Origin of the sequence: Bifidobacterium choerinum, from assembly GCF_002761235.1 — a bacterium.
Classification (GTDB): Bacteria; Actinomycetota; Actinomycetes; order Actinomycetales; family Bifidobacteriaceae; genus Bifidobacterium; species Bifidobacterium choerinum.
Genome location: NZ_CP018044.1, coordinates 57826 through 80797, shown reverse-complemented (window position 1 = coordinate 80797; position 22972 = coordinate 57826). Strand labels below are relative to the sequence as shown.

Sequence of the window (22972 nt, the reverse complement as noted above, 5' to 3'; positions counted from 1 at the left end):
GGGTTCAGCCGCACGAAGCGGCTCATGGTCACGCTGCCGATCTTCATCATCCTGCTCGGCATCCTCGTGACCGTCTCGACGAACACGAGGATCCCGGTCGAGGACGAGCCGCGCGCGATGAGCTTCGCGACGCTCACGCCGGACACGGCCGTCACCTTCGACACAAAGGAGCGGCTGCCCGGCAACGGCACCTACAAGGTGCGCAAGCAGTACCTGACGATCGACGCGAAACGGCCGTCGAACGGCGAGATCCAGAAGATCCGCGTCCTGATACGCATGCCCGAGGGCGCGCCGTCGAAGGGACTGCCCGGCATGGTGTTCATGCACGGCGCCGGCTACGGCACCTGCGACAACTCCTTCGGCGACATCGCCACGAGCATGGCGTCCGCCGGCTTCGTCACCGCCGTCCTCGACAAGCCGGTGTGGTCGACGACCGACCTCAACCGCGACTATCAGGGCTCCGCCGTCATCTACGATCAGGTCATCGACATCCTGCGCGGCATGGACGCCGTCGACGAGCACAAGGTCGGCATCTACGCGACGAGCGAGGCGACGTGGATCTCGTCGTACCTGCTCGACCTCGACGAGGGCATCGCATTCCAGATCCTGCTGTCGCCGATGGTGTTCTCGCCGCGCCACTCGCTCGCGTTCCTCGCCGTGCAGAACTTCGCGCTCGCCGGCGCGAACGACGGCTACCAGTCGATCGTGCGGCGCGTGTTCTCCTTCGACCTAGCGATGTTCCATCTGGACAACATCGACATCCACACGTCGACGCCGAAGGCATACTCGGTGCCGACGATGGTCGCCTACGGCTCGAAGGACGTCATGACGGCGCAGGTGCAGGGATTCAAGGAGATCCTCGCGCTCGCGCACCGCGCCGGCAACTGGGACGTCTCGCTGCGCAGCTATCCGATCGCGAACCATGTGCTGCGCCTGGGCGACGAGTCGATGAGCGGCACACCGTTCGCCGACGACTACGTCGACGACATGGTCTCGTGGGCCGTCGGCACGTCGCGCGGCCTGAAACAGACGAGCGAGCATATCGCCGGCACGCCGCTCTACCAGTCGATCCCGGTGCCGCGCGGCCTGCACGGCCACCGCGTCATGACCATCTACGGCACGATCGTGCTCGCGCTGATGGCCGTCATGATGCTCGTCTCGCTCGTGCTCGCGCTCGTCGCGCTCGTCATGCACATCCGCAACCGCAGCAAGGGGCTCGGCCCCGCGCTCGGCTTCCGCGAACGCTTCGGCGGCGCGCTGCTCATGCTCACGATCGTGACGCTCGTCGCGCTGTTCGTGTTCCTCGGCGGCTTCGCCGAGGTCGTCCTCGCCGTCGTGCACATGGCGTGGGGCAGCGCGCCGCCCGACAACAGCGGCATGATGTACTGGAGCTGGCCGTTCATCCAGATCGTGTGCATCGTGCTGCTGTGGGCATGGTCGCGCGTCTTCGCCGGCATCATCGAATCGCTGTCGGTACGCGGCGTGCTGCAGTGGCCGATGCGCCGCGGCGCGCTCAGACAGATCACGAGCGGCGCGCAGCCGGTCGTCGCGACGACGAGGCTCGGGCGCGTCCTGTTCTGGACCGTCGCCTTCACGATGCTGCTCATCCTGCTGAGCTTCTCGTTCTGGGGCCTGTTCCTGTTCTGATCCGGACGCCGATGCGGCGCCGGCACGGCCGTACGATGTCCGTCGTGCTTTCGTTTGTTGTGCTTTCCGATGTGACGATGTGAGAAAGGAGCGGCGCGTGGCGCTGTACCGTGACGAAGGCGTCGTGCTCAGGACGACGAAGCTCGGCGAGGCCGACCGCATCATCACGCTGTTCACGCGCGGCCATGGCAAGGTGCGCGCCGTCGCGAAGGGCGTGCGCCGCACGAAGTCGCGCTTCGGCGGCCGCGTCGAACCGTTCATGCGCGTCGACCTGCTGCTGGGCGAGGGGCGCACCTTCGACACGATCAGCCAGGCCGAGTCGATCGCCGCCTACGCCGCCCCGATCGGCGCCGACTACGAGGCGTACCGCGCCGCGAACGTCATCGTCGAGACGCTCAACGACCTCGTCACGAGCGAGCACGAGCCGGCGCCGGCGCAGTACCGGCTGCTCGTCGGCGCGCTCAACGCGCTCGCGCAGGGCCGCCACGACGCGCAGATGACCGCCGAATCCTATGTGCTGCGCGCGCTCGCGCTCGCCGGCTGGCGACAGCGGCTCGACTCGTGCGTCGTGTGCGGACGCACCGACCGGCTCACGCATCTGTCGGCGGCCGCCGGCGGCGTCATGTGCCAGGCCGACCATACGCCCGAGGCGAAACCGGTCGACCCGTTCACGCTGCGCCAGCTTCGCGCGCTCGCCGACGGCGACTGGAAGGCGCTCGACGGCACGCGGCTCGACCCATGCACCTCGCGTGCCGTCGAGGAATGGGCACAGTACTATCTCGAACGGCCGATTCGTTCGATGCGCTTGCTAGATTGAACGTATGGCTTTTGACTGCGTCGACTACACATCCCTCAACGTCCCGGCTGCGCCCTTCTCCGATCCGACGATCGTGCCGGACTTCCCGAAGAACAAGGTGCCGCGCCATGTGGGCGTCATCATGGACGGCAACGGAAGGTGGGCGCAGCAGCGCGGCCTGATCCGCACCGAAGGCCATCAGGCCGCCGAGCCGGTCGTCTTCGACACGATCGCCGGCGCGATCGAGGCCGGCGTGCGTTATCTGAGCCTGTACACGTTCTCGACCGAGAACTGGAAGCGCTCGCCACAGGAGGTGCGCTTCCTGATGGGCTTCTCGCGCGACATCATCCGCCGCCGCGTCGCGCAGATGGACGAATGGGGCGTGCGCGTGCGCTGGTCGGGACGCCGCCCGAAGCTGTGGAAGTCGGTCATCGACGAACTCGAATCGGCGATGGAGCGCACGAAGCACAACAAGGTCATCGACGTCGTCTTCTGCATCAACTACGGCGGCCGCGCCGAGATCGCCGACGCCGCCGCGGCGATCGCGCGCGAGGTGCGCGAGGGACGCATCAAGGGCGATCGTGTCACCGAGAAGATGGTCGCCGAGCATCTGTACAACCCGGACATCCCGGACTGCGACCTCGTCATCCGCACCTCCGGCGAGCAGCGCACGAGCAACTTCCTGCCATGGGAGGCCGCCTACGCCGAACTCGACTTCGTGCCCGAGCTGTTCCCCGACTGCGGCCGCGAGGTGCTGTGGGGCTCGATCGACCGCTACATCCACCGCGATCGCCGATTCGGCGGCGTCAAGCAGGCGTGAGCGCAGCCGCCATCGCGGCCCGTTAGCCGAGCGAGGCGAGGAAGCCGGCGATCGTGTCGGTGAAGCGGCGCACGAATCCGGCGCCGTCGACGCCGAGCGCGACATGCGTATCCGTCGCGTCATCGAGCGCGGCGCGCGGGTCTCCGATTGTGCGGCCGCGCACGCCGACGCCGTCGCCGGTGCGCGTCTCGACGATCATCGGCAGGGCGAAGGTCGTCACGAGCGTCGGGTCGAGCGCGACGGCCGCGGCGAGCGGATCGTGCAGCGGCATGCCGGCGGCGAAGATCGGGTCGCTCGCGCGGTTCGCGCGGATCGAGAAGTTCGCGAGGCTCGCGAGCAGGAACGCGACGTGGCGCTGGCTGCGCATGCCCGCCCTGCCCGCGTCGCCGTTGGCGGCATCGTCGCCGTCATTGCCGTTGCCTTCGCCGACGACGGAGAGCCACCGGGCTACGTCAGCCGGGCCGAGCAGGCAGCGGTGTGTGACGTCGAGGCCGACCATCGTCGTGTCGGCGTGCGCGCGCAGCACGCGGTCGGCCGCTTCGGGATCCTGCAGGACGTTCGTCTCGCAGACGAGGTCGTAGCAGTTGCCCTCCTGCGTAAGCGCGCCGCCCATGAAGACGATGCGCGCGCGGCGCACGGTGGCCGGGTCGGCGCGCAGCGCGACGTCGACGTCGGTGAGCGGACCGGTCGCGACGATCGTCAGGTCATGGCCGTAGCGTCGCGCGGCGTCGACGATGAGCCGCGCGCCGTCGGTCATCGTCGCGCAGTCCTCGTCGGGGAAGCCGAGCTTCTCCGACGTCGCGAGGCCGGCGCGTGCGAAGAACTCGGGGATCGTCGGCAGTTCGGCGTGCGGGTCGCCGACCGGGTAGCCGCCGACCGAGATCGCGTGGCCCTGCCTGATGTGGTTCCTGACGTCCGCCGTCGACAACGTGACGATGCCGTCGGCGTCCGAGGCGATGACACGCCCGGGGCGTTCCTTGGGCGTCGCCGACGTGCCGATGCGCAGGTCGGCCAGGCCGTTGCGGCCGTGGAAGCGCGCGCAGCCGGCGTCGGCGACGAACAGCGGCGCCCACGACGGGTGGCGTGCGCCGTCGGCGACCGGCACGTCGGCGTGGCCGAGCACGTCGAGCATGACGCGCGTGTTGCGCGCCGCCTGCTGCTGCAATACGTTGCCATAGGTCGCGCTGATGCCGACGATATGCGCGCCGGAGGCGATCAGGTAGGCGAGCGCGAGCGCGTCGTCGACGCCGGTGTCCATGCTCAGGACGAAATGCGATGAAGAGGTCATACGGTCATTGTTTCACGAATGGTTTCACTGCGCGTGATTTCACTGTGTGTGGATTTCACTGTGTGTTGTGTGCCGCGTCCTGCGCGCCGCCTGCGAGGAACTCGTCGGTCGCGAGGTCGTGCGAGCGCGGCGCCTCGTGCACGACGCGGCCGTTCGCGTCGGCGTAGGCGTCCGATTCGGCGAGGAAGTCGAAGTAGCGCTGCGTGCCGTCGTAGTCGATCGAGCCGAGGACGAAGTCGCCGTCGTCGATCTGCTTGCGGTCGCCCCAGTACTGGCCGTCGACGATCGTCCGCATCGATTCGGCGACGAAGGCCTCGTCGAGGTTCGCCTCGGGCGCGTCGTGCACGAGGATGGAGGCGGCTTCGTCGCCGTGTTCGTAGGCGTAGCGGTAGCCGCGCTGCGTAGCCTGGACGAAGGCGCGCACGAGTTCGGGGTCGTCGTCGACGAGACGGTCGCTCGTGATGATGCCGATCGAGTCGGCGTTGCCGGGCACGCCGTAGTCGGGTTCGGTGAAGCAGCGCAGCTCGGGACCGTTCATCTTCGCCTGCACGCCCTCCCAGGTGGCGTAGAAGCCGCCGAAGTCGGCGCGTCCCGACGCGAGCGTCGCGAAGGTCGACGTGCCGACCGTGACCTTGTCGAAATCGCCTTTGCCGCCGTCGGTCTCGATCATGCGGCGCACGACGGCGTCCGATTCGCTCGAGCCGAAGGTCGCGAAGGTCCTGCCGTCGAAGTCGCGCGGACGCTCGATCGCCTTGTTCGACGCGAGCGCGCACCAGATCGCGCTCGTTTTCTGCTGCACCTGCATGACCTGCTTGAGCTGCGCGCCCTTCGTCGCGTAGACGCCGACGTTCGTCAGGTTCGACAGCGCGAAGTCGGCGACGCCGTTGTTGACGGCCTGTTCGGCGCCGGACTGCGCGACGGCGACGATGTCGACGTCGAGGCCGGCGTCCCGGTAGTAGCCCTTGTTGCGGGCGACGTAGACGCCGATGTGGTTCGTGTCGGGCGCCCACGACAGCATGAACGTGACGTGGCGCAGGCCATCGACGCCGGCGTGGCGGTCGGCGCCGCATGCGGCGAAGGCGAGGACGGAGCACAGCGCGGCGGCTGCCGCGGCGGCGCGCGTGAGGAATCGGCGGAAGGTCATGAGTCTCTCCTGACAACTGATGACGGGGTCGGCGATGGGGATCGGCGACGGATGACGGGGATGAGGATGGGGAGGTCGAAATGGCCGGCGATGGCGGCGCCGGGGAGCGCGGCTGCTTACGCGTCCGGGTCCTCGTCGTCGCCGGGTGCGCCGATCGTCAGCCGTTCGACGGCGTGCACGGCGAGCAGCAGCAGCGCCGTCATGACGATGATGACGAAGGTCGCCGCGAAGATCAGCGGCGTCTGGAACGAGTTGTAGGCGGCCTGCAGCCAGATGCCGAGGCCGCGGCGCGCGCCGAGGTACTCGGCGGTCGCCGCCGTCGCGAAGACGTAGGCGGCGGCGACGCGCACGCCGCCGAAGATCTGGCGCGCCGCGACGCGCAGGTCGACGTGAAACAGCGTCCATGCGCGCGACGCGCCGCAGGTCGTCGCGACGTCGTCGTAGAAGGCGGGCACCGCCTCGAGGCCGCGCATCGTCTGCACGACGATCGGGAAGAGCGCGAACACGGCGACGATGACGACCTTGCCGACCGGCTCGAAGCCGAACCAGATGAGGAACAGCGGCGCGATCGAGATGAGCGGCAATGTCTGCGCGGCCGCGAGCAGCGGGAACAGCGCCGCGTACGCCGTGCGCGAGCAGTGGATGCCGACGCCGAGCAGCACGCCGATGATGCAGGCGATCAGGAAGCCGCACACGCCCTCGGCGAAGGTGACGAGCGTCGCCGGCCACAGCGTCGGCCACGCCTGCGCCGCCGCGACGACGATCCGGCTCGGCGAGGCGATCGCCGTGACCGGGGGATGGGCGGCGTCGACCCAGATCTGCCAGATCGCGAGGATCGCGACGACGACGGCCGCCGTCGGCCAGTGCCGGTGCAGCGCGCGCAGCGTCGGGGATTCGTGGCGGACGGGTTCATGTCGACGATCTGGGAAGGCCATGGGCACCTTGCTTTCTGCGCGCCGTGCGCGCTGGAAGGCCGCCGGCTTGCTGTGGCAAGGTGAGGAGTCCACCGCCGCACGACCAGAAAAGGTAATCGCCCGCCGGCTGGCGGCGGACGCAACGTATCGTAACGGATACGTCAGTGTAGTCCACGGTGTGGGCATCGGCGCGTTCGGCGGCGCCCGCAGGCGACGGCGGCGACGACGGGCGTGGCGATTATCCGCGCGGCAATTATCGTGGAGATATGACGACGATGAAGCAGATCGCACAGCGCGTCGGGGTCTCGGTCTCCACGGTCTCGCTCGTGCTCAACGGCAGGGACGGCGGCCGCGTCAAGCCGCAGGTCGCGCGGCGCGTGCGCGAGGCGGCCGACGCGATGGGCTACCAGCCGAACGCGCTCGCGCGCTCGCTGCGCACGAGCCGCACGCACATCGTCGGCTTCATCAGCGTCGAGGTCGCGACGACGCCGTACGCGGGCGGCATGATCCAGGGCGCGCAGGACGCGCTCGGCGCGCTCGGCTACGTGCTGCTCACCGTCAGCGGCGACGACGCGCAGGCGATCGACGGCGAGGTCGACGCGCTGCGCCGCTACGGCGTCGACGGCTTCCTCTATTCGGCGATGTCGAACCGCGTCGTCGACGTGCCGCGGTCACTGACGCGCTTGCCGCTCGTGCTCGTCGACGCGACCGACGCCGCGCACCGCTTCCCGTCGATCGAGCCGGACGAGTTCCGCATCGGCTACGACGCGACGACGCGGCTCATCGACGCCGGCTGCCGGCGCATCGCCTACGTCGGCTGCGCCGAGCCGATGATCGCGCAGACCGGGCGTCTCGAAGGATACCGGCAGGCGCTTGTCGACCACGGGATCGACGTCGACGAACGGCTGCGCCGCGACGTGCTCAACAACGGCCCCGCGTTGCGCGCCGTCGAGGAGCTGTTCGACGCCGAACGGCCCGACGGCTTCTTCTGCTTCAACGACGCACGCGCCTGGTACGTCTACGAGGCCGCCGCGCGCAGGGGACTGGCGATCGGCGACGACGTCTCGGTCGTCGGCGTCGACAACCACCGAGTCTTCGCCGAGACGCTCGAGCCGCAGCTGACGACGATCGAGCTGCCGCACTACGAGATGGGATACTGGGCCGCGAACCGCCTCGTCGCGTGGATCGAGGGGCGGGCGATCAACGAATCGACATGGCCGCGCACGACGGCCGTCATGCCGCTGCTCGACACGCCGGCTCCGGCGAAGGTGCACTGCACGCTCATCGAGAAGGCGTCGGTGCGCGGCGCGCGCTGAGCGGCGCGCCGGTGCCCGACGTCCGCCGCTCGGCGCGACACGCCGTGACGACGCCCGTCCGCGCCGTCGACGATGCCCCCAAAATCCGTCAAACGATTGACGTTATGTGCTTCAATGCTTCGACGTCGTTGTGTCGACGTTCGTCAATCGTTTAACGTCAATCGATTGACGAACTATGATGAAGCCATCCGGACATCACGAACGACACAGCCGACGGGAGTGATGCCCATACGGCGGATCCGCGGAAGCGGGCCGCCCGGGGCCGCCGCACGGGCGGGCCCGACCGTCATGCATACGGCTTTCCCAAGCCCTGACAACGAGGTTCATCATGGCAACATCAACAACCGCGAAGGTGTGGAGGAACCCCTCCTATCTGCAAAGCTCGACGGGCATCTTCCTGTTCTTCTGCTCGTGGGGCATCTGGTGGTCGTTCTTCCAGCGCTGGCTCAACTCGATGGGACTCAACGGCGCCGAGGTCGGCACGATCTACTCGATCAACTCGCTCGCCACGCTCGTGCTCATGTTCTGCTACGGGCTCATCCAGGACAACCTCGGATTGAAGCGCCGGCTCGTCATCGTCATCTCGGTCATCGCCGCGCTCGTCGGCCCCTTCGTGCAGTTCATCTACGCGCCGCTGATGAAGACGAACATGATGGCGGCCGCGTTCATCGGCTCGATCGTGCTGTCGGCCGGATTCATGGCGGGCTGCTCGCTCATCGAGGCCGTGGCCGAACGCTACAGCCGCCGCTTCGGCTTCGAATACGGCCAGTCGCGCGCCTGGGGCTCCTTCGGCTACGCGATCGTCGCGCTCGTCGCCGGCTTCGTGTTCAACGTCAACCCGATGATCAACTTCTGGATCGGCTCCGCCTTCGGCGTCGGCATGCTCATCGTGTACCTGACGTGGTACCCGGCCGAGCAGCGCGAGGCGCTCAAGGAGGCCGCCGACCCGAACGCCGCGCCGTCGAACCCGACGCTCAAGGAGATGGCGCACGTCCTGAAGATGCCGGCGCTGTGGGTGCTCATCGTCTTCATGCTGCTGACGAACACGTTCTACACGGTCTTCGACCAGCAGATGTTCCCGACCTACTACGCGTCGCTGTTCCCGAGCGAGGCGACCGGCAACGCCGTCTACGGCACGCTCAACTCTGTGCAGGTGTTCTGCGAATCGGCGATGATGGGCGTCGTGCCGATCATCATGCGCAAGATCGGCGTGCGCAACGCGCTGCTGCTCGGCTCGACCGTCATGTTCCTGCGCATCGGCCTGTGCGGCGTCTTCCACGACCCGGTCGCGGTCTCGATCGTCAAGATGTTCCACGCGATCGAAGTGCCGCTGTTCTGCCTGCCGGCCTTCCGCTACTTCACGCTCCACTTCAACCCGAAGCTCTCGGCGACGCTGTACATGGTCGGCTTCCAGATCGCCTCGCAGATCGGCCAGGTCGTCTTCTCGACGCCGCTCGGCATGCTGCACGACCGCATGGGCGACCGCGCGACGTTCCTGTCGATCTCCGGCATCGTGCTGGCGGCGACGATCTACGGGTTCTTCGTCATCAAGCGCGACGACGAGCAGGTCGACGGCGACCCGTTCATCCGCGACTCGAAGAAGACGCCGTCGCTCGCGGCCGACGAGGCCGTGCTGTCCGCCGACTCCGAGGACATGTGACCTCCCGGCCGGACCCGTTCCCGATAGTTTCCGATAGTTTCCGATAGCGCGTTCCGAGTGAACGCACGAGAGAAAGACCCATCATGACCAACGCAACCTTCACGCCATCCGCCGCGACGTCCGCCGATCCGCAGCTCACGCCGATCGCCGACCACGCCGAGCAGCTCAGGCTCGCCGAAGCCGGCGTCGCCGCGCTCGCCGCGACGCGCAACGACCGCTGGTACCCGAAGTTCCACATCGCCTCGAACGGCGGCTGGATCAACGATCCGAACGGCCTGTGCCGCTACGACGGCCGCTGGCACGTGTTCTACCAGCTGCACCCCTACGGCACGCAGTGGGGTCCGATGCACTGGGGCCACGTCTCGTCACCGGACATGCTGCACTGGCGCCGCGAGCCGATCGCCTTCGCGCCGAGCCTCGAGCAGGAACGCCACGGCGTCTTCTCCGGCTCGGCCGTCATCGGCGACGACGGCAGGCCGTGGATATACTACACCGGCCACCGCTGGGCCAACGGCAAGGACAACACCGGCGGCGACTGGCAGGTGCAGATGCTCGCGAGGCCGGACGACGACGACATGACGACGTTCACGAAGCAGGGCATGATCATCGACTGCCCGACCGACGAGATCGACCACCACTTCCGCGACCCGAAGGTGTGGAAGACCGGCGACACATGGTACATGACCTTCGGCGTCTCGTCGAAGGAGCACCGCGGCCAGATGTGGCTGTACACCTCCGACGACATGACGCACTGGAGCTTCGAGCGCGTGCTGTTCGAGCATCCGGACCCGGATGTCTTCATGCTCGAATGCCCCGACTTCTTCCCGATCCGCGACGCCGCAGGCGACGAGAAGTGGGTCATCGGCTTCTCGGCGATGGGCGCGAAGCCGTCCGGCTTCATGAACCGCAACGTCAACAACGCCGGCTACATGATCGGCGCCTGGCGCCCGGGGGAGGCCTTCGAGCCCGAGACGGAGTTCCGCCTGTGGGACGAGGGGCACAACTTCTATGCGCCGCAGTCCTTCCACGCCGACGGACGGCAGATCATGGTCGGCTGGATGAGCCCCTTCGTCGCGCCGATCCCGATGGAGGAGGACGGCTGGTGCGGCAACCTCACGCTGCCGCGCGAGATCACGATGGACGCCGACGGCGACCTCGTCACCGCGCCGGTCGCCGAGATGCGCGGCCTGCGCGCCGGCACGATCGGCCTCGGCCCGCTCGACCTGGGCGTCAACGAATGCGCGACGGTCGTCGAGGACGACGGCGGCGCCGTCGAGATCGAGATGAGCATCGACCTCGCGCGCACCGACGCCGAACGCGCCGGGCTGCACGTGCACATGACCGGCGACGGCCACTACACGGCGGTCGTCTACGATGCGCAGATCGGCGGCGTCGTCATCGACCGCCAGAACGTCGCCAACGGCGACCGCGGCTACCGCGTCGCGCCGCTGTCCGAAGGCGAGCTCGCCTCCGGCACGCTCGACCTGCGCGTCTTCGTCGACCGCGGCTGCGTCGAGGTCTACGTCAACGGCGGCAAGCACGCGATGAGCTCGTACTCGTTCCCGTCCGAGGGGCCGCGCGCGATCGGACTCGTCAGCGAATCCGGCGCGGCGCATCTCAACGATCTGACGATGCACACGCTCGCGTCGATCGGCCTCGACTGATCCGGCCGGCGACGATATGTGAAGCCCCGGGGATGACGGACCGTCATCCCCGGGGCTTCACCGCGTCTGCTGCGGCTGCGCGGCGTATCCGCGCGCTCAGTCGTTCTGGCCGGCCGCGATGATCTCGTCGACGAGCGCCGGCTTCTCGGCCATCTGCCCGCTGAATCCGGGGCGGATGTCGAGCTTGAGGCTCACGCCGGTGCGGTAGCCCTGCTCGGCGAGCTTCATCGTCGCGTCGCGCACGACGCGCAGCACGTCGTCGAGATCGCCCTCGATGTTCGTGAACATCGCGTTCGTCTCGTTCGGCAGCCCCGAGTCGCGGATGACGGCGACGGCCTGCGAGACGTACTCGCTCAGCTCGGCGCCGACGCCGCTCGGCGCGATCGCGACGGCGGCGACGGTGTTGATGATCGGCTTGCCGTCCTTGTCGGTCGGCACCTGCTGGCGGACGGCGTTGCGGTCCGGCGTCTGTGGCATGGCGGTTCCTTTCGCGTTGGTGATGGTCGGGGACATGCGCTCAGTGGCGCGCCCAGCCGTGGTCCATCGGGCCGGCGCCGGCGCCGAGGTCGAGCTGTGCGCGCAGCGCGCCGCCCAGATACGCCTTCGCGTTCGCGACGGCGTCGCCGAGCGTGTCGCCGAGCGCGAGCCGCGAGGCGATCGCCGACGACAACGTGCAGCCGGTGCCGTGCGTGTTCGTGTTCGCGATGCGCTCGCCCTCGAACCAGCGCACGTCGCCGCCGGGCCAGACGAGCACGTCGCTCGCGTCGTTCGTGCCGTGGCCGCCCTTGACGAGCGCCGCGCAGCCGTAGCGTTCGGCGAGCGTGCGCGCGGCGCGCTCCATCGCGTCGCGGCCGTCGATCGCCTCGCCGACGAGCGTGGACGTCTCCGGGATGTTCGGCGTGATGACCTCGGCGAGCGGGAACAGCTCGCGCGTCATCGTGACGACCGATTCGTCGTCGGCGAGCGACGAGCCGCTCGTCGCGACCATGACCGGGTCGACGACGACATGTTTCGCGCCGTGCGCGCGCAGCTTCGCGGCGACCGTCTCGATCGCCTCGCGGCCGACGACGACGCCGATCTTGACGGCCGTCGGGCGGATGTCGTCGAAGACCGAGTCGATCTGCGCTCCGATGAGCGCCGCGTCGACCGACGCGATCGCCTGCACTCCGGTCGTGTTCTGCGCGGTGATGCCGGCAATGACGCATTCGCCGTAGACGTCGTTGGCGAGCATCGTCTTGAGGTCGGCGGCGATGCCCGCGCCGCCGGAGGAGTCGGTCGTCGCGATCGACAGCACTGCCGGCAGCTTCACCGGCGTGCCGACCGTCTCCTCGTAGCCGTGGCGCGCGTCGCCGCGCACGGCCGTCCACGCGTCGACGAGCCGTTGCGTGGCGACCTCGGGGTCGTCGGCCGCGGCGATCGCCGAGACGACGAACCAGCCGTCAGCGTAGGTGTCGGCGAGCATCGGCACGTCGTCGACGTGCACGCCGCCGCCGACGACGAGCGGGTAGAGGCTCTTGTCGCACAGCGCGTTGATCTGCTCGGCGTCGAGCGTCTTGGCCTTGCCGGCGACGCCCGCCTCGGGCTTCGTCGCCGTCGCGTGCAGCGGGCCGGCGCCGATGTAGTCGATCGTACCGGCCGGCAGCGCGTTCGCGGCCTCGACCTGCTCGGGCGTGTTCGCCGACAGGCCGACGATCGCGTCGTTGCCGAGCAGGCGCCGCGCCTCCTCGGGGGAGAGGTCGTCCTGGCCGATGTGGACGCCGTCGACCTTGATGCCGCGGTGGCGCGCCTCAATCGCGGCGTCGACGCGGTCGTCGATGACGAAGGCGACGCGGTCGTCGAGATGGTGGCCGCGGATCTCCTCGGCGATGTCGGCGGCCATCGAGACGATGTCGGCGACATCGGCGTGCTTCGCGCGCAGCTGGACGAAGCTCGCGCCGCCGTCGAGCGCCTTCGAGACGACGTCGAGGAGCGTGCGCCCCTTGCAGTCGTCGGGGCCGATGACGAAGTAGAACCGCAGGTCGAAGGACCTGCGCATGGATGGATACGGGAATGCAGCGGTCATCGATTCGCCTCCAGAATCGTGGACGTCGACACGGTGTCGGCGTCGATTGCCCATAGGGCGTCGAGGAACTCGGTCTGGAACGAGCCGGGTCCGTGGGACTCGGCCGCCGCGCGCTCCCCGGCGCGGTCGAACAGCAGGGATGCGGCGAGTGCCGCGACGAGCGGCTCCGCGACGCACAGATAGGTGGCGGCCACGCCGCCGAGCGCGCAGCCGGCGCCGGTGATCTTCGTCATCATCATGTCGCCGCCGGGCAGACGGAACACCCGTTCGCCGTCGGTGACGAGGTCGGTCTCGCCGGAGACGGCGACGGCGCCGAGGCCGTCGGGGTCGCCCGCGCGCAGATGTTTCGCGACGCGCTTCGCGGCGCCGAGCGCGGTGTCGACGTCGTCGGTCGACTCGACGCCGGCCGGGCCGTCGGTCACGTCGGAGCCGTCGGACAGCCCCCACAGCGCGTCGAGCGCGATGACCTCGGACGCGTTCGCGCGCACGAGCGACGGCGGCGTGTCGCGCATCGCCTTGAGGATCGCCGTGCGCGTCGCGCCGAGTCCGGCGGCGACCGGGTCGAGCACCCAGCGGTGGCCGGCCTCGTGCAGCGAGGTCGTGATCTCGCCGAGCGCGTCCTTGTAGAACGGCAGCAGCGTGCCGACGTTGATGTAGGTGGCGCCGCACATCGCGGCGATGTCGATGACGTCGTCGGGCAGGTAGCTCATCGCGGCGGTGCCGCCTGCGGCGAGCTGCGCGTTCGCGACAAGGTTGATCGTGACGAAGTTCGTGAAGGACTGCGCGAGCGGCGTGCGTGCGCGCACGTCGAGCACGGCCCGGCGGATCGACATGCGCAGCGCGTCGTCGGCTGCGAGATCGTGATGGTCGGCTGTCGTTGCCTTGGACATATGTTGACTCCCTACGATGGCGTTACCCAAACAGGTTCAAAGGGTCAGGCGCGTGGCCTCTCTCAACTTCCCGCACGTTCCCATGCGGAAGTTCCCCTGCACATCACGAACGTATCGGCGGCTTGGGACAGTGCCGCGCCGGCCGCGGCGTGTCACGATATGACGGTAGGATGCGGACGTTGACGTAAGTCCCCAAACCGTTCAAACCAGAAGGTGCATTGTGGCTAATTCCAAACTTGATGAAGTCGTCTCCCTCGCCAAGCGTCGCGGCTTCGTATTCCCGGCAGGCGAAATCTACGGCGGCACGCGCTCCGCATGGGACTACGGTCCGCTCGGCGTGGCGCTCAAGGACAACATCAAGCGCGAATGGTGGCGCGCGATGGTCGTCACGCGCCCCGACGTCGTCGGCGTCGACACGTCGATCATCCTGCCGTCGGCCGTCTGGGTCGCCTCCGGTCACGTCTCGGTCTTCAACGACCCGCTCATCGAATGCCTCACCTGCCACAAGCGCCACCGCGCCGACAAGCTCGAGGAGTCCTACGCCGAGAAGCACGACGACCAGATGCCGCCGAACGGCCTCAAGGACATCGTGTGCCCCGACTGCGGCACCCGCGGCAACTGGACCGAGCCGCGCGACTTCAACATGATGCTGCGCACGCATCTGGGACCGGTCGAGGACGACAACTCGCTGCACTACCTGCGTCCGGAGACGGCGCAGGGCATCTTCGTCGACTTCAAGAACGTCATGACGAGCTCGCGTTCGAAGCCGCCGTTCGGCATCGCGAACACCGGCAAGAGCTTCCGCAACGAGATCACGCCGGGCAACTTCATCTTCCGCACGCGCGAGTTCGAGCAGATGGAGATGGAGTTCTTCGTCGAGCCGGGCACCGACGAGGCGTGGCAGCAGTACTGGATCGACGCGCGCACGCAGTGGTACCTCGACCTCGGCGTCAAGCCGGAGAACCTGCGCCACTACGAGCATCCGAAGGAGAAGCTCGCGCACTATTCGAAGCGCACCGTCGACATCGAGTACCGCTTCGGCTTCCAGGGCTCCGACTGGGGCGAGCTCGAGGGCATCGCGAACCGCACCGACTTCGACCTCGGCGCGCATTCCGAGCATTCCGGCGAGGACCTGAGCTACTTCAACCAGGCGACCGGCGAGAAGTACATCCCGTACGTCATCGAGCCGGCGGCCGGCCTGTCACGCTCGCTGATGGCCTTCCTTGTCGACGCCTACGACGTCGACGAGGCGCCGAACACGAAGGGCGGCGTCGACAAGCGCACCGTGCTGCGCCTCGACCCGCGCCTCGCGCCGATGAAGGCCGCCGTGCTGCCGCTGAGCAAGAAGCCCGATCTGCAGAAGATCGCGCAGGACCTCGCCTCCGATCTGCGTCTCAACGACTGGATGATCGACTACGACGAGTCCGGCGCGATCGGACGCCGCTACCGCCGTCAGGACGAGATCGGCACGCCGCTGTGCATCACCGTCGACTTCGACACGCTCGACGATCAGGCCGTGACGATCCGCGAGCGCGACTCGATGCGCCAGGAGCGCGTCGCACTGACGCAGGTCGCCGACTACGTGGCCGCGCGCATCAACGACAAGCGCACGCGCGTGCCGATGAAGCCGGTCGAGATGGGCGGCGAGGCGTGGCCCGACAGCGTCCACATCGCCCAGGCCGGAGGCCTGTACTGATAGCGCAGCCCGGAGGTCTGTACTGAGTGCTGCCCGGGAGGGCTGAACTCAGTACGCCGAGCGTGGCCTGACCGCCGTCTGAAGGCCTGCGCCGCGACCGATGCCTGCCGGACCCCGGGGTCCGGCAGGCATTTTGTCAGGAATCTTTCAGCGCGATGCCCTATCGTGTCCGCTGCCATCCGTTTATCCATCCGCCGATGTCCGAGCAAGGAACCATGACCGCTTCACAGGAACCACCGCTGACGGCCTTCGAGGCCGATGTGCCGGAGCTCGACCCGAGCGTCGACCCTGCGCCCGTACGGCTCGAGCACGCCCTCGATCCGCTGCGGCTCGGGCCGATTGACGTGCCGACGCCCGTCATGCTTTCACCGATGGCCGGCGTGACGAACTGGCCGTTCCGCGTCCTGTGCGAGGAATATGGCCCCGACGGCCTATACGTCGCCGAGATGATCACGGCGCGCGCGCTCGTGGCGCGCAACCCGAAGGCGCTGCGGCTGTGCCGCTTCGCGCCGCAGGAGAGGCCGCGCTCGCTGCAGCTGTATGGCGTCAACCCGTCGATCGTCGAGCAGGCGGCGCGCATCGTCGTCGACGAGCACATGGCCGACCATGTCGACCTCAACTTCGGATGCCCGGTGCCGAAGGTCACGCGCCGCGGCGGCGGCTCCGCGCTGCCGTGGAAGACTGACCTGTTCGCCGACATCGTCCGCCGCGTCGTGCATGTGTGCGAGCCGGCCGGCATCCCGGTCACCGCGAAGTTCCGCGTCGGCATCGACGACGAGCATGTGACCTTCCACGAGGCGGGGCACATCGCGCAGGAGGAGGGCTGCGCGGCCGTCACGCTGCATGCGCGCACGACCGCCGAGTACTACGGCGGCCACTCCGACTGGTCACGGATCGGCGAACTCGTCGCCGAACTCGGCATCCCGGTCTTCGGCAACGGCGACATCTGGGGCGCCGACGACGCCGTGCGCATGGTCAACGAGACCGGCTGCGCCGGCGTCGCGATCGGACGCGGCTGCCAGGGCCGCCCGTGGATCTTCGCCGACATCCGCCACGCCTTCGCCGGCAGCGACGAACGCGCCGACCCGACGCTCGGCGAGGTCGGTGCGATCATCGTGCGCCACGCCGAACTGCTCACGCGCTTCTACGACGGCGACGAACGCATGGCCGTGCACGACCTGCGCAAGCACGTGGCCTGGTATCTCAAGGGATTCCCGGTCGGAGGGAGGATGCGCCGCGCGTTCATGGAATGCGAGGGGCTCGACGACGTGCGCCGCCTCGTCGCGACGCTCGACCCGGATGCGCGGATCCCGGCGCGCGTCGTCGACAAGCCACGAGGCCGTGTTCGCTTTGCGAAAAAGGTGCATCTTCCCTACGGATGGTTGGATTCCCGGCATACGACGCGTGAGGAGCGCGAGCGTCTGTTCGGCGACGACCCGATGGATGCCGGATATTAGTCGCCGGTCCGTCGCAAAAACGGCTGGCGGCAATGCAATAAGGAAAAAACGAGAGCAATCGCGTGGTATTCCATGAAGCGTTTCACATGGCGACTTGTCGGGCGCGGAATATCGAGCGGTTTGCGATACAGTAGAGACCAGTATCGTAAGTGACAGGAGAACATCGTGAGCGAGATTGCCCAGAATGACAATTTCAACGACAAAACCAACATCAAAGTCGTCGGCGTGGGTGGAGCCGGCGGCAACGCCGTCAACCGCATGATCGCCGAAGGCCTGCAGAACGTCGAGTTCGTCGCGATCAACACCGACGCGAAGGACCTGATGCGTTCGGACGCCGACGTCAAGATCTCGCTCTCCGACGCCTCGAGCCGCGGCCTGGGCGCCGGCGCCGATCCCGAGAAGGGCGCGAAGGCGGCGCAGGACCACCAGTCCGACATCGAGGAGGCCGTCAAGGGCGCCGACATGGTCTTCGTCACCGCAGGCGAGGGCGGCGGCACCGGCACCGGCGCGAGCCCGCTCGTCGCGCGCGCCGCGCGCCAGCAGGGCGCGCTGACGATCGCGGTCGTCACCCGTCCGTTCTCTTTCGAGGGTCCGCAGCGCGCCGCGTCGGCCGCGCTCGGCATCGACAACCTGCGCAAGGAGGTCGATGCCCTCATCGTCATCCCGAACGACCGCCTGCTCGAGCTCGCCGACCGTTCGATCGGCATCGTCGACGCGTTCAAGACCGCCGACACGGCGCTGCTCGCCGGCGTGCAGGGCATCACCGACCTGATCACGATGAACTCGTACATCCACGTCGACTTCTCCGACGTGACGTCGATCCTGCGCGACTCGGGCACCGCGATGTTCGGCATCGGCTCGGCGCGGGGCGACGACCGCGCGACGCAGGCCGCCGAGATCGCGATCAGCTCGCCGCTGCTCGAGGAGAGCATCGACGGCGCGAACGGCGTGCTCATCAACATCGCCGCGTCGACCGACCTCAAGCTGCAGGAGGCCTACGCCGCGACCGAGCTCGTGCGCCGCTCCGCGCATCCGGAGGCGCAGATCATCTGGGGTCTGGCGCTCGACGACGCCTACGGCGACGAGATCCGCGTCACCGTCATCGCCGCCGGCTTCGACTCGAAGCACGAGAGCACCGGCAAGGCCGCGCAGGGCGCCGCCGCATCGGACGTCTACGCCGCGCCGGACATCAACCTCCCCTCGCCGCAGCACGCGGAGCCGGCCAAGCCGGCCGAGCACGCGGGCGGCCTGCCGCGGATCATGACGTCTCCGGCACCGAACGCGACTCCGATCTTCCAGACGAAGGTCGAGCCGGAGCAGCCGGTCACGCCGGTCGTGCCGGACACGCCGGCCACGCCGATCTTCGATCCGAGCACCACGCCGGACCAGTACTCGCAGAACGATTCGGGCGATCTCGACATCCCGGATTTCCTGCGCTGAATGAACCGCGAGAGCCAGAAAGGAAACACCAATGCCCGGCTTTCTCAAGCAGACGATGTCGTATCTCGGCATGAGCGACGTCGCCGAGGACGATGACGCCGAATTCGACGAGGAGGAGGACGAACCGGCCTCGTCCTTCGACTCCGACCGTTCGGTGACGCCGATGCCGGCCGCGACCGCGCAGCCGGCCGCCGCGCGCAAGCCGGCCGTCCCGTTCCAGGGGCGCGTCAGCCGCATCACGACGATCCATCCGCATTCGTACGAGGACGCGCAGCTCGTCGGCCGCGCGCTGCGCGACGGCGTGCCGGTCGTGCTCAACCTCACCGGCGTCTCCGAGGCCGTCGCCTACCGCATCGTCGACTTCTCGTCGGGCGTCGTCTTCGGCGTGTCCGGATCGATCGAGCGTGTCACGCCGCGCGTGTTCCTGCTGAGCCCGGCGCGCGTCGACATCGTCGCCGAGGACGCCGAGCAGAACGCGACGCACGACCTGTTCGCGCAGTGAGCGGGGCAGGACCCGGCGCGGGCATGCCCGGAAGAGGAAGATAGGGGAGAGGCATGCTTTCGACATTGATGACGATGGTGTTCAGGCTCGTCGATTGGCTCATCGACGCCTATATGCTCGTATTGTTCGCGCGCATGATCCTTGACTGGGTCTTCGTATTGGCGCGCGGATGGCGGCCGCGCGGCTTCGCGTCGACGCTCGTGACGATCGTCTACGCGCTCACCGAGCCGCCGCTGCGGTGGCTGCGCCGCTACATCAGGCCGATCCCGATGGGTCCGGTCTCCTTCGACACGAGCTTCCTCGTGCTGTATTTCGCGCTCATCGTGCTGCGCGTGCTCATCTGAGAAGGGCGTGGACGGCGGCGTCCGAACAGCGGGAAATACGCAGAAACGTGATTGTTTGCACGCAACCCGTGCTAGCATCAACAAATAAGTCCAACTAAGCCGGGTGGTAACCCAAAGCGAGGTGCAAGATATATGGCTCTTTTGACGCCTAAGGATATTAGGGAGCACACCTTCCAGACGGTGCGCTTCAAAGAAGGGTATGACGTTGACGAGGTCGACGACTTCCTCGACCAGGTCACCGAGACCGTCGAAGCTTTGGGCAAGCAGGCCGTCGCCGGCAGCCAGTCGACCCAAGCGCTCGGCCCGGACGTTTCCGAACTCAACACGAAGATCTCCGATCTGACGAACCAGGTCCAGCAGCTGCAGAACGAGAACCAGTCGCTGCGCGCCGCGGCCGCCCAGGGCGCCGGCGAGCAGGCGCAGGCGCAGATCGCGCAGGCCAATCAGGCCGTGCAGGCCGCGCAGGGCAAGCTCGCCGAGGCCGAGGACACGAACCGCACGCTCGCCTCGCAGAACGAGCAGCTCAAGGCCCAGGTCGAGCGTCTGAGCGCACAGATCGACCAGCTCACCGCGCAGGCCGCGCAGAACTCCGAGCAGCCGGATCTGGCGGCGCAGCTCGCCGAGGTCACCAAGCAGCGCGACCAGTTCCGCGCCGACAGCGAGAACCTGCGTCGCGAGCTGTCCACCGCGCATCAGCAGACGATCCGCGCGCAGCAGCAGGACGCGCAGATCGCCGAGCTCAGCAAGCAGCTCGAGGAGTCGAAGCAGCGCGAGGAGCAGCTGCGCGACCAGGTCGCCAAGGTCGAGCCGAACACCGAGACCGGCAGCCTGCAGAAGATCAAGAGCGCCGCGGCGGCCGCCAACAGCGAGCCGGAGCGCGCGACAGCGATGCTCACGCTCGCGATGCAGCTGCACGACCAGTACGTCGACAAGGGCAAGGCCACGGCGAAGGAAATCACCGAGCAGAGCCAGCGCAAGTACGAGGAGCTCATCGGCAAGGCCAACGACTATTCGAACCGCACGCGCACCGAGGCCGACGACTACAACAAGCGCGTCCACGATGAGGCGGACGCCTACAGCAAGCGCACGCGCGACGACGCCGACGCCTACGGCCAGAGCGTGCACGAGCAGGCCGAGGCCTACTCGACGAAGACGCGCACCGAGGCCGACGAGTACAGCGCGAAGACGCGCACCGAGGCCGACGAGTACAGCGCGAAGACGCGTCAGGACGCCGACACCTACATGCAGAACAAGCACACCGAAGCCGACCAGTACGTCGCCGACAAGACCGCGGAGGCCAACAACTACGCGGAAACGAAGACGAACGAGGCGAACACCTACGCCGACGCGAAGGCGAACGAGGCCGACGAATACGCCCAGAAGAAGCAGGACGAAGGCAACACCTACGCCCAGCAGAAGAAGAGCGAGGCCGACCAGTACGTCGTCGACCGCCACGCCGAACTCGACGAGTACGAGAAGGAAGTGCAGCAGCGTGCCCAGGCCTACGACGAGAAGACCCGCACGGCGGCCGACGACTACGCGACGCAGGTGCGCACGAACCTCGAGACGCAGTCGAAGGTCATCGAAGGCAACATCCAGGGCCTCAAGCAGTTCGAGACCGAGTACCGCGCACGCCTGACCGAGTTCCTCACCCAGCTGCAGGCGCAGGTTTCGGACACGAACAACTACAACAGCATGGACAAGAACAACTGAGGGACGCAGTGACCCATCAGTCGAACAGCGAGCAAAGACGGCCGCGTATCCGCGTGGCCGTCTTTGCGTGTATCGCCATCATCGCCATCGTCGTCGACCAGCTGACGAAGTGGATCGCGCAGGCGCGGCTCGCCGACGGCGAATCCGTCGTCGTCATCCCCGGTTTGCTCAGGTTCACGCTCGTGCACAACCCCGGCGCCTCGCTCGGCATGGGGTCGAACATGACGTGGCTCATCGCGCTGCTGGCCGTCGTCGCCTGCGCCGTGCTGCTCGTGCTCGGGCTGCGCACGCGGTCGATGGCGTGGACGGTGTTCCTTGCGCTGGCCTTCGCCGGCGCGTTCGGCAACCTCATCGACCGCGTCGTCCACGCCGACGGCTTCCTCAACGGCCGCGTCGTCGATTTCCTCGACTACGGATGGTCGGTCGGCAACGTCGCGGACGTCTTCCTGATGGTCGCCGGCTTCGGCATCGTCGTGCTGATCCTGTGCAACGTGCCGTTCCGCATGGACGGCGGCAAGATCGGCGACGGCAAGGACGACGTGGCCTCGCAGGGAAAGGGAAAGGACGCAGGGACATGCTGAAGGTCGTGCCGGCGCCGGACACGCTGATCGGCCGGCGCTTCGACGTCGCCGTCGCGAAGATGCTCGGCATCTCGCGCGCGAAGGCGGCCGATCTGATCGAGACCGACCAGGCGCGCATCGCAGGGCGCCAGGGGGAGCACGGCAGCAAGTCGGCGACGTTGCAGGACGGCGACCTCGTCGAATTCGACCTCGTCGACGAGCAGCGCGCGCCCGAACCGATCGCCGAGGGCATGCCGATCGTCTACGAGGACGAGGACATCGTCGTCGTGGACAAGCCGGTCGGCGTCGCGGCGCACGCATCGGTCGGCTGGGCCGGGCCGACCGTGCTCGGCTCGCTGCTCAAGCGCGGCGTGCGGATCACGGCGCTCGGCGTGCCGGGACGCCAGGGCATCGTCTCGCGACTCGACGTCGGCACGTCGGGGCTCATGCTCGTGTGCAAGTCCGACCTCGCGTACAAGGAGATGCGCCGGCAGTTCTCCGAGCACGAGGTCATCAAGACCTACCATGCAGTCGCCCAGGGCAACCTCAAGGAGGACAAGGCCACGATCGAGGCGCCGATCGGGCGTGCGAAGGTCTCCGACTTCCGCTTCTGCGTGACGCCGGGCGGCAAGGACGCGGTCACGCACTGGGACGTGCTCGAACGCTTCGGCGAGGCGACGCTCGCGAAGATCAACCTCGAGACCGGGCGCACCCACCAGATCCGCGTGCACTTCTCGTCGATCGGCCATCCGCTCGTCGGCGACGCGATGTACGGGGCGAACCCGAAGCTCTCGGCCGAGCTCGGGCTCGAACGCCAGTGGCTGCACGCGATGCAGCTCGAGTTCCGCCACCCGCGCACGCATCTGAACACCGTCGTCACCTCGCACTATCCGGCCGATCTCGAGCATGCGCTCGACGTGCTGCGCGCACGCCATGCCGAGGCCGAGGGAGACTGAGCGAGAGGCCCCGCACGGGGGCGTTCCGGAGTGTCGCGGAGTGTCGCGTGCAGGGACGGTGAATTGCCTCACAGACCCTTGAGACGCGTCACCGAAGTTCGCT

General features: G+C 67.9%; 20 protein-coding genes. 14 read left to right on the top strand and 6 right to left on the bottom strand.

What is annotated here, in order from left to right; all coding sequences use genetic code 11:
- Positions 1-24 precede the first annotated feature (24 nt).
- The 3 genes from BcFMB_RS00360 (at position 25) to BcFMB_RS00350 (ending at position 3263) form a co-directional block, all read left to right on the top strand.
- Positions 25-1647, top strand: coding sequence for an alpha/beta hydrolase family protein (locus BcFMB_RS00360; protein WP_024540677.1), 1623 nt, complete (start codon positions 25-27; stop codon positions 1645-1647).
- Positions 1648-1744: 97 nt separating this feature from the next.
- Positions 1745-2464, top strand: a complete 720-nt coding sequence (gene recO, locus BcFMB_RS00355; RefSeq protein WP_024540676.1) for a DNA repair protein RecO — start codon at positions 1745-1747, stop codon at positions 2462-2464.
- A gap of 4 nt (positions 2465-2468) precedes the next feature.
- The gene (locus BcFMB_RS00350) at positions 2469-3263 is read left to right on the top strand and encodes an isoprenyl transferase (protein ID WP_024540675.1); all 795 of its coding nucleotides are present in this window, start codon (positions 2469-2471) and stop codon (positions 3261-3263) included.
- Between the two features lie 22 nt (positions 3264-3285).
- Here the strand turns inward: BcFMB_RS00350 and BcFMB_RS00345 are convergent, their stop codons facing one another.
- The 3 genes from BcFMB_RS00345 to BcFMB_RS00335 form a co-directional block, all read right to left on the bottom strand.
- The gene (locus BcFMB_RS00345; RefSeq protein ID WP_099720710.1) at positions 3286-4551 is read right to left on the bottom strand and encodes a nucleoside hydrolase; all 1266 of its coding nucleotides are present in this window, start codon (positions 4549-4551) and stop codon (positions 3286-3288) included.
- Positions 4552-4606: 55 nt separating this feature from the next.
- Entirely contained in the window at positions 4607-5695 is a 1089-nt protein-coding gene (locus tag BcFMB_RS00340) for an ABC transporter substrate-binding protein (protein ID WP_099720709.1), read from the bottom strand.
- A gap of 116 nt (positions 5696-5811) precedes the next feature.
- Positions 5812-6630, bottom strand: a complete 819-nt coding sequence (locus BcFMB_RS00335) for an ABC transporter permease (RefSeq protein ID WP_099720708.1) — start codon at positions 6628-6630, stop codon at positions 5812-5814.
- A gap of 245 nt (positions 6631-6875) precedes the next feature.
- Here BcFMB_RS00335 and BcFMB_RS00330 point away from each other — a divergent pair, with 245 nt between their 5' ends.
- The 3 genes from BcFMB_RS00330 to BcFMB_RS00320 all read left to right on the top strand — a co-directional run bounded on the left by BcFMB_RS00330 (position 6876) and on the right by BcFMB_RS00320 (position 11249).
- A complete protein-coding gene (locus BcFMB_RS00330; protein WP_099720707.1) occupies positions 6876-7925 on the top strand; it encodes a LacI family DNA-binding transcriptional regulator in 1050 nt (349 codons plus the stop codon).
- Between the two features lie 328 nt (positions 7926-8253).
- Positions 8254-9585, top strand: coding sequence for an MFS transporter (locus BcFMB_RS00325; RefSeq protein WP_029675376.1), 1332 nt, complete (start codon positions 8254-8256; stop codon positions 9583-9585).
- 83 nt (positions 9586-9668) lie between these two features.
- A complete protein-coding gene (locus BcFMB_RS00320) occupies positions 9669-11249 on the top strand; it encodes a glycoside hydrolase family 32 protein (protein ID WP_099720706.1) in 1581 nt (526 codons plus the stop codon).
- A 96-nt stretch (positions 11250-11345) separates the two neighbouring features.
- Here BcFMB_RS00320 and BcFMB_RS00315 read toward each other — a convergent pair whose 3' ends face one another.
- From BcFMB_RS00315 to thiM, 3 genes are read right to left on the bottom strand one after another with little or no spacing between them, the layout of a single operon-like run.
- Positions 11346-11726: a thiamine-binding protein gene (locus tag BcFMB_RS00315; RefSeq protein WP_024540668.1), complete on the bottom strand. Its 381-nt coding sequence runs from the start codon at positions 11724-11726 to the stop codon at positions 11346-11348.
- A 40-nt stretch (positions 11727-11766) separates the two neighbouring features.
- Positions 11767-13311, bottom strand: coding sequence for a bifunctional hydroxymethylpyrimidine kinase/phosphomethylpyrimidine kinase (gene thiD / locus BcFMB_RS00310; protein ID WP_033491419.1), 1545 nt, complete (start codon positions 13309-13311; stop codon positions 11767-11769).
- Complete coding sequence (gene thiM, locus BcFMB_RS00305; RefSeq protein WP_099720705.1) at positions 13308-14201, bottom strand: hydroxyethylthiazole kinase; 894 nt, start codon at positions 14199-14201, stop codon at positions 13308-13310. Before thiM ends, thiD begins: the two co-directional genes overlap by 4 nt.
- Before the next feature lie 220 nt (positions 14202-14421).
- Between thiM and BcFMB_RS00300 the strand changes: the two genes are divergently transcribed.
- The 8 genes from BcFMB_RS00300 to BcFMB_RS00265 all read left to right on the top strand — a co-directional run bounded on the left by BcFMB_RS00300 (position 14422) and on the right by BcFMB_RS00265 (position 22869).
- On the top strand, positions 14422-15897 hold the full coding sequence (locus BcFMB_RS00300; protein ID WP_024540665.1) for a glycine--tRNA ligase: 1476 nt from the start codon (positions 14422-14424) through the stop codon (positions 15895-15897).
- A gap of 215 nt (positions 15898-16112) precedes the next feature.
- A complete protein-coding gene (dusB, locus tag BcFMB_RS00295) occupies positions 16113-17354 on the top strand; it encodes a tRNA dihydrouridine synthase DusB (protein WP_099720704.1) in 1242 nt (413 codons plus the stop codon).
- Between the two features lie 165 nt (positions 17355-17519).
- Positions 17520-18794, top strand: a complete 1275-nt coding sequence (gene ftsZ / locus BcFMB_RS00290; protein ID WP_024540663.1) for a cell division protein FtsZ — start codon at positions 17520-17522, stop codon at positions 18792-18794.
- Positions 18795-18825: 31 nt separating this feature from the next.
- Positions 18826-19296, top strand: a complete 471-nt coding sequence (locus BcFMB_RS00285) for a cell division protein SepF (protein ID WP_024540662.1) — start codon at positions 18826-18828, stop codon at positions 19294-19296.
- A gap of 53 nt (positions 19297-19349) precedes the next feature.
- Complete coding sequence (locus BcFMB_RS00280; RefSeq protein ID WP_024540661.1) at positions 19350-19640, top strand: YggT family protein; 291 nt, start codon at positions 19350-19352, stop codon at positions 19638-19640.
- 132 nt (positions 19641-19772) lie between these two features.
- Complete coding sequence (locus tag BcFMB_RS00275) at positions 19773-21353, top strand: DivIVA domain-containing protein (RefSeq protein ID WP_099720703.1); 1581 nt, start codon at positions 19773-19775, stop codon at positions 21351-21353.
- A gap of 8 nt (positions 21354-21361) precedes the next feature.
- Positions 21362-21934 carry a signal peptidase II gene (locus BcFMB_RS00270; protein ID WP_099720702.1) on the top strand — a complete coding sequence of 191 codons (573 nt, stop codon included), beginning with the start codon at positions 21362-21364 and terminating at the stop codon, positions 21932-21934.
- Positions 21928-22869 carry an RluA family pseudouridine synthase gene (locus tag BcFMB_RS00265; RefSeq protein WP_024540658.1) on the top strand — a complete coding sequence of 314 codons (942 nt, stop codon included), beginning with the start codon at positions 21928-21930 and terminating at the stop codon, positions 22867-22869. Before BcFMB_RS00270 ends, BcFMB_RS00265 begins: the two co-directional genes overlap by 7 nt.
- The last annotated feature ends 103 nt before the right edge of the window (positions 22870-22972 follow it).

Excerpts from the sequence above, each read along its gene's own strand:
- BcFMB_RS00360 (WP_024540677.1), top strand. The coding sequence starts at position 25 with ATGGTCACGCTGCCGATCTTCATCATCCTGCTCGGCATCCTCGTGACC.
- BcFMB_RS00350 (WP_024540675.1), top strand. The coding sequence starts at position 2,469 with ATGGCTTTTGACTGCGTCGACTACACATCCCTCAACGTCCCGGCTGCG.
- BcFMB_RS00345 (WP_099720710.1), bottom strand. The coding sequence starts at position 4,551 with ATGACCTCTTCATCGCATTTCGTCCTGAGCATGGACACCGGCGTCGAC.
- BcFMB_RS00340 (WP_099720709.1), bottom strand. The coding sequence starts at position 5,695 with ATGACCTTCCGCCGATTCCTCACGCGCGCCGCCGCGGCAGCCGCCGCG.
- BcFMB_RS00335 (WP_099720708.1), bottom strand. The coding sequence starts at position 6,630 with ATGGCCTTCCCAGATCGTCGACATGAACCCGTCCGCCACGAATCCCCG.
- BcFMB_RS00330 (WP_099720707.1), top strand. The coding sequence starts at position 6,876 with ATGACGACGATGAAGCAGATCGCACAGCGCGTCGGGGTCTCGGTCTCC.
- BcFMB_RS00325 (WP_029675376.1), top strand. The coding sequence starts at position 8,254 with ATGGCAACATCAACAACCGCGAAGGTGTGGAGGAACCCCTCCTATCTG.
- BcFMB_RS00320 (WP_099720706.1), top strand. The coding sequence starts at position 9,669 with ATGACCAACGCAACCTTCACGCCATCCGCCGCGACGTCCGCCGATCCG.
- BcFMB_RS00315 (WP_024540668.1), bottom strand. The coding sequence starts at position 11,726 with ATGCCACAGACGCCGGACCGCAACGCCGTCCGCCAGCAGGTGCCGACC.
- thiD (WP_033491419.1), bottom strand. The coding sequence starts at position 13,311 with ATGACCGCTGCATTCCCGTATCCATCCATGCGCAGGTCCTTCGACCTG.
- thiM (WP_099720705.1), bottom strand. The coding sequence starts at position 14,201 with ATGTCCAAGGCAACGACAGCCGACCATCACGATCTCGCAGCCGACGAC.
- dusB (WP_099720704.1), top strand. The coding sequence starts at position 16,113 with ATGACCGCTTCACAGGAACCACCGCTGACGGCCTTCGAGGCCGATGTG.
- BcFMB_RS00285 (WP_024540662.1), top strand. The coding sequence starts at position 18,826 with ATGCCCGGCTTTCTCAAGCAGACGATGTCGTATCTCGGCATGAGCGAC.
- BcFMB_RS00280 (WP_024540661.1), top strand. The coding sequence starts at position 19,350 with ATGCTTTCGACATTGATGACGATGGTGTTCAGGCTCGTCGATTGGCTC.
- BcFMB_RS00275 (WP_099720703.1), top strand. The coding sequence starts at position 19,773 with ATGGCTCTTTTGACGCCTAAGGATATTAGGGAGCACACCTTCCAGACG.
- BcFMB_RS00265 (WP_024540658.1), top strand. The coding sequence starts at position 21,928 with ATGCTGAAGGTCGTGCCGGCGCCGGACACGCTGATCGGCCGGCGCTTC.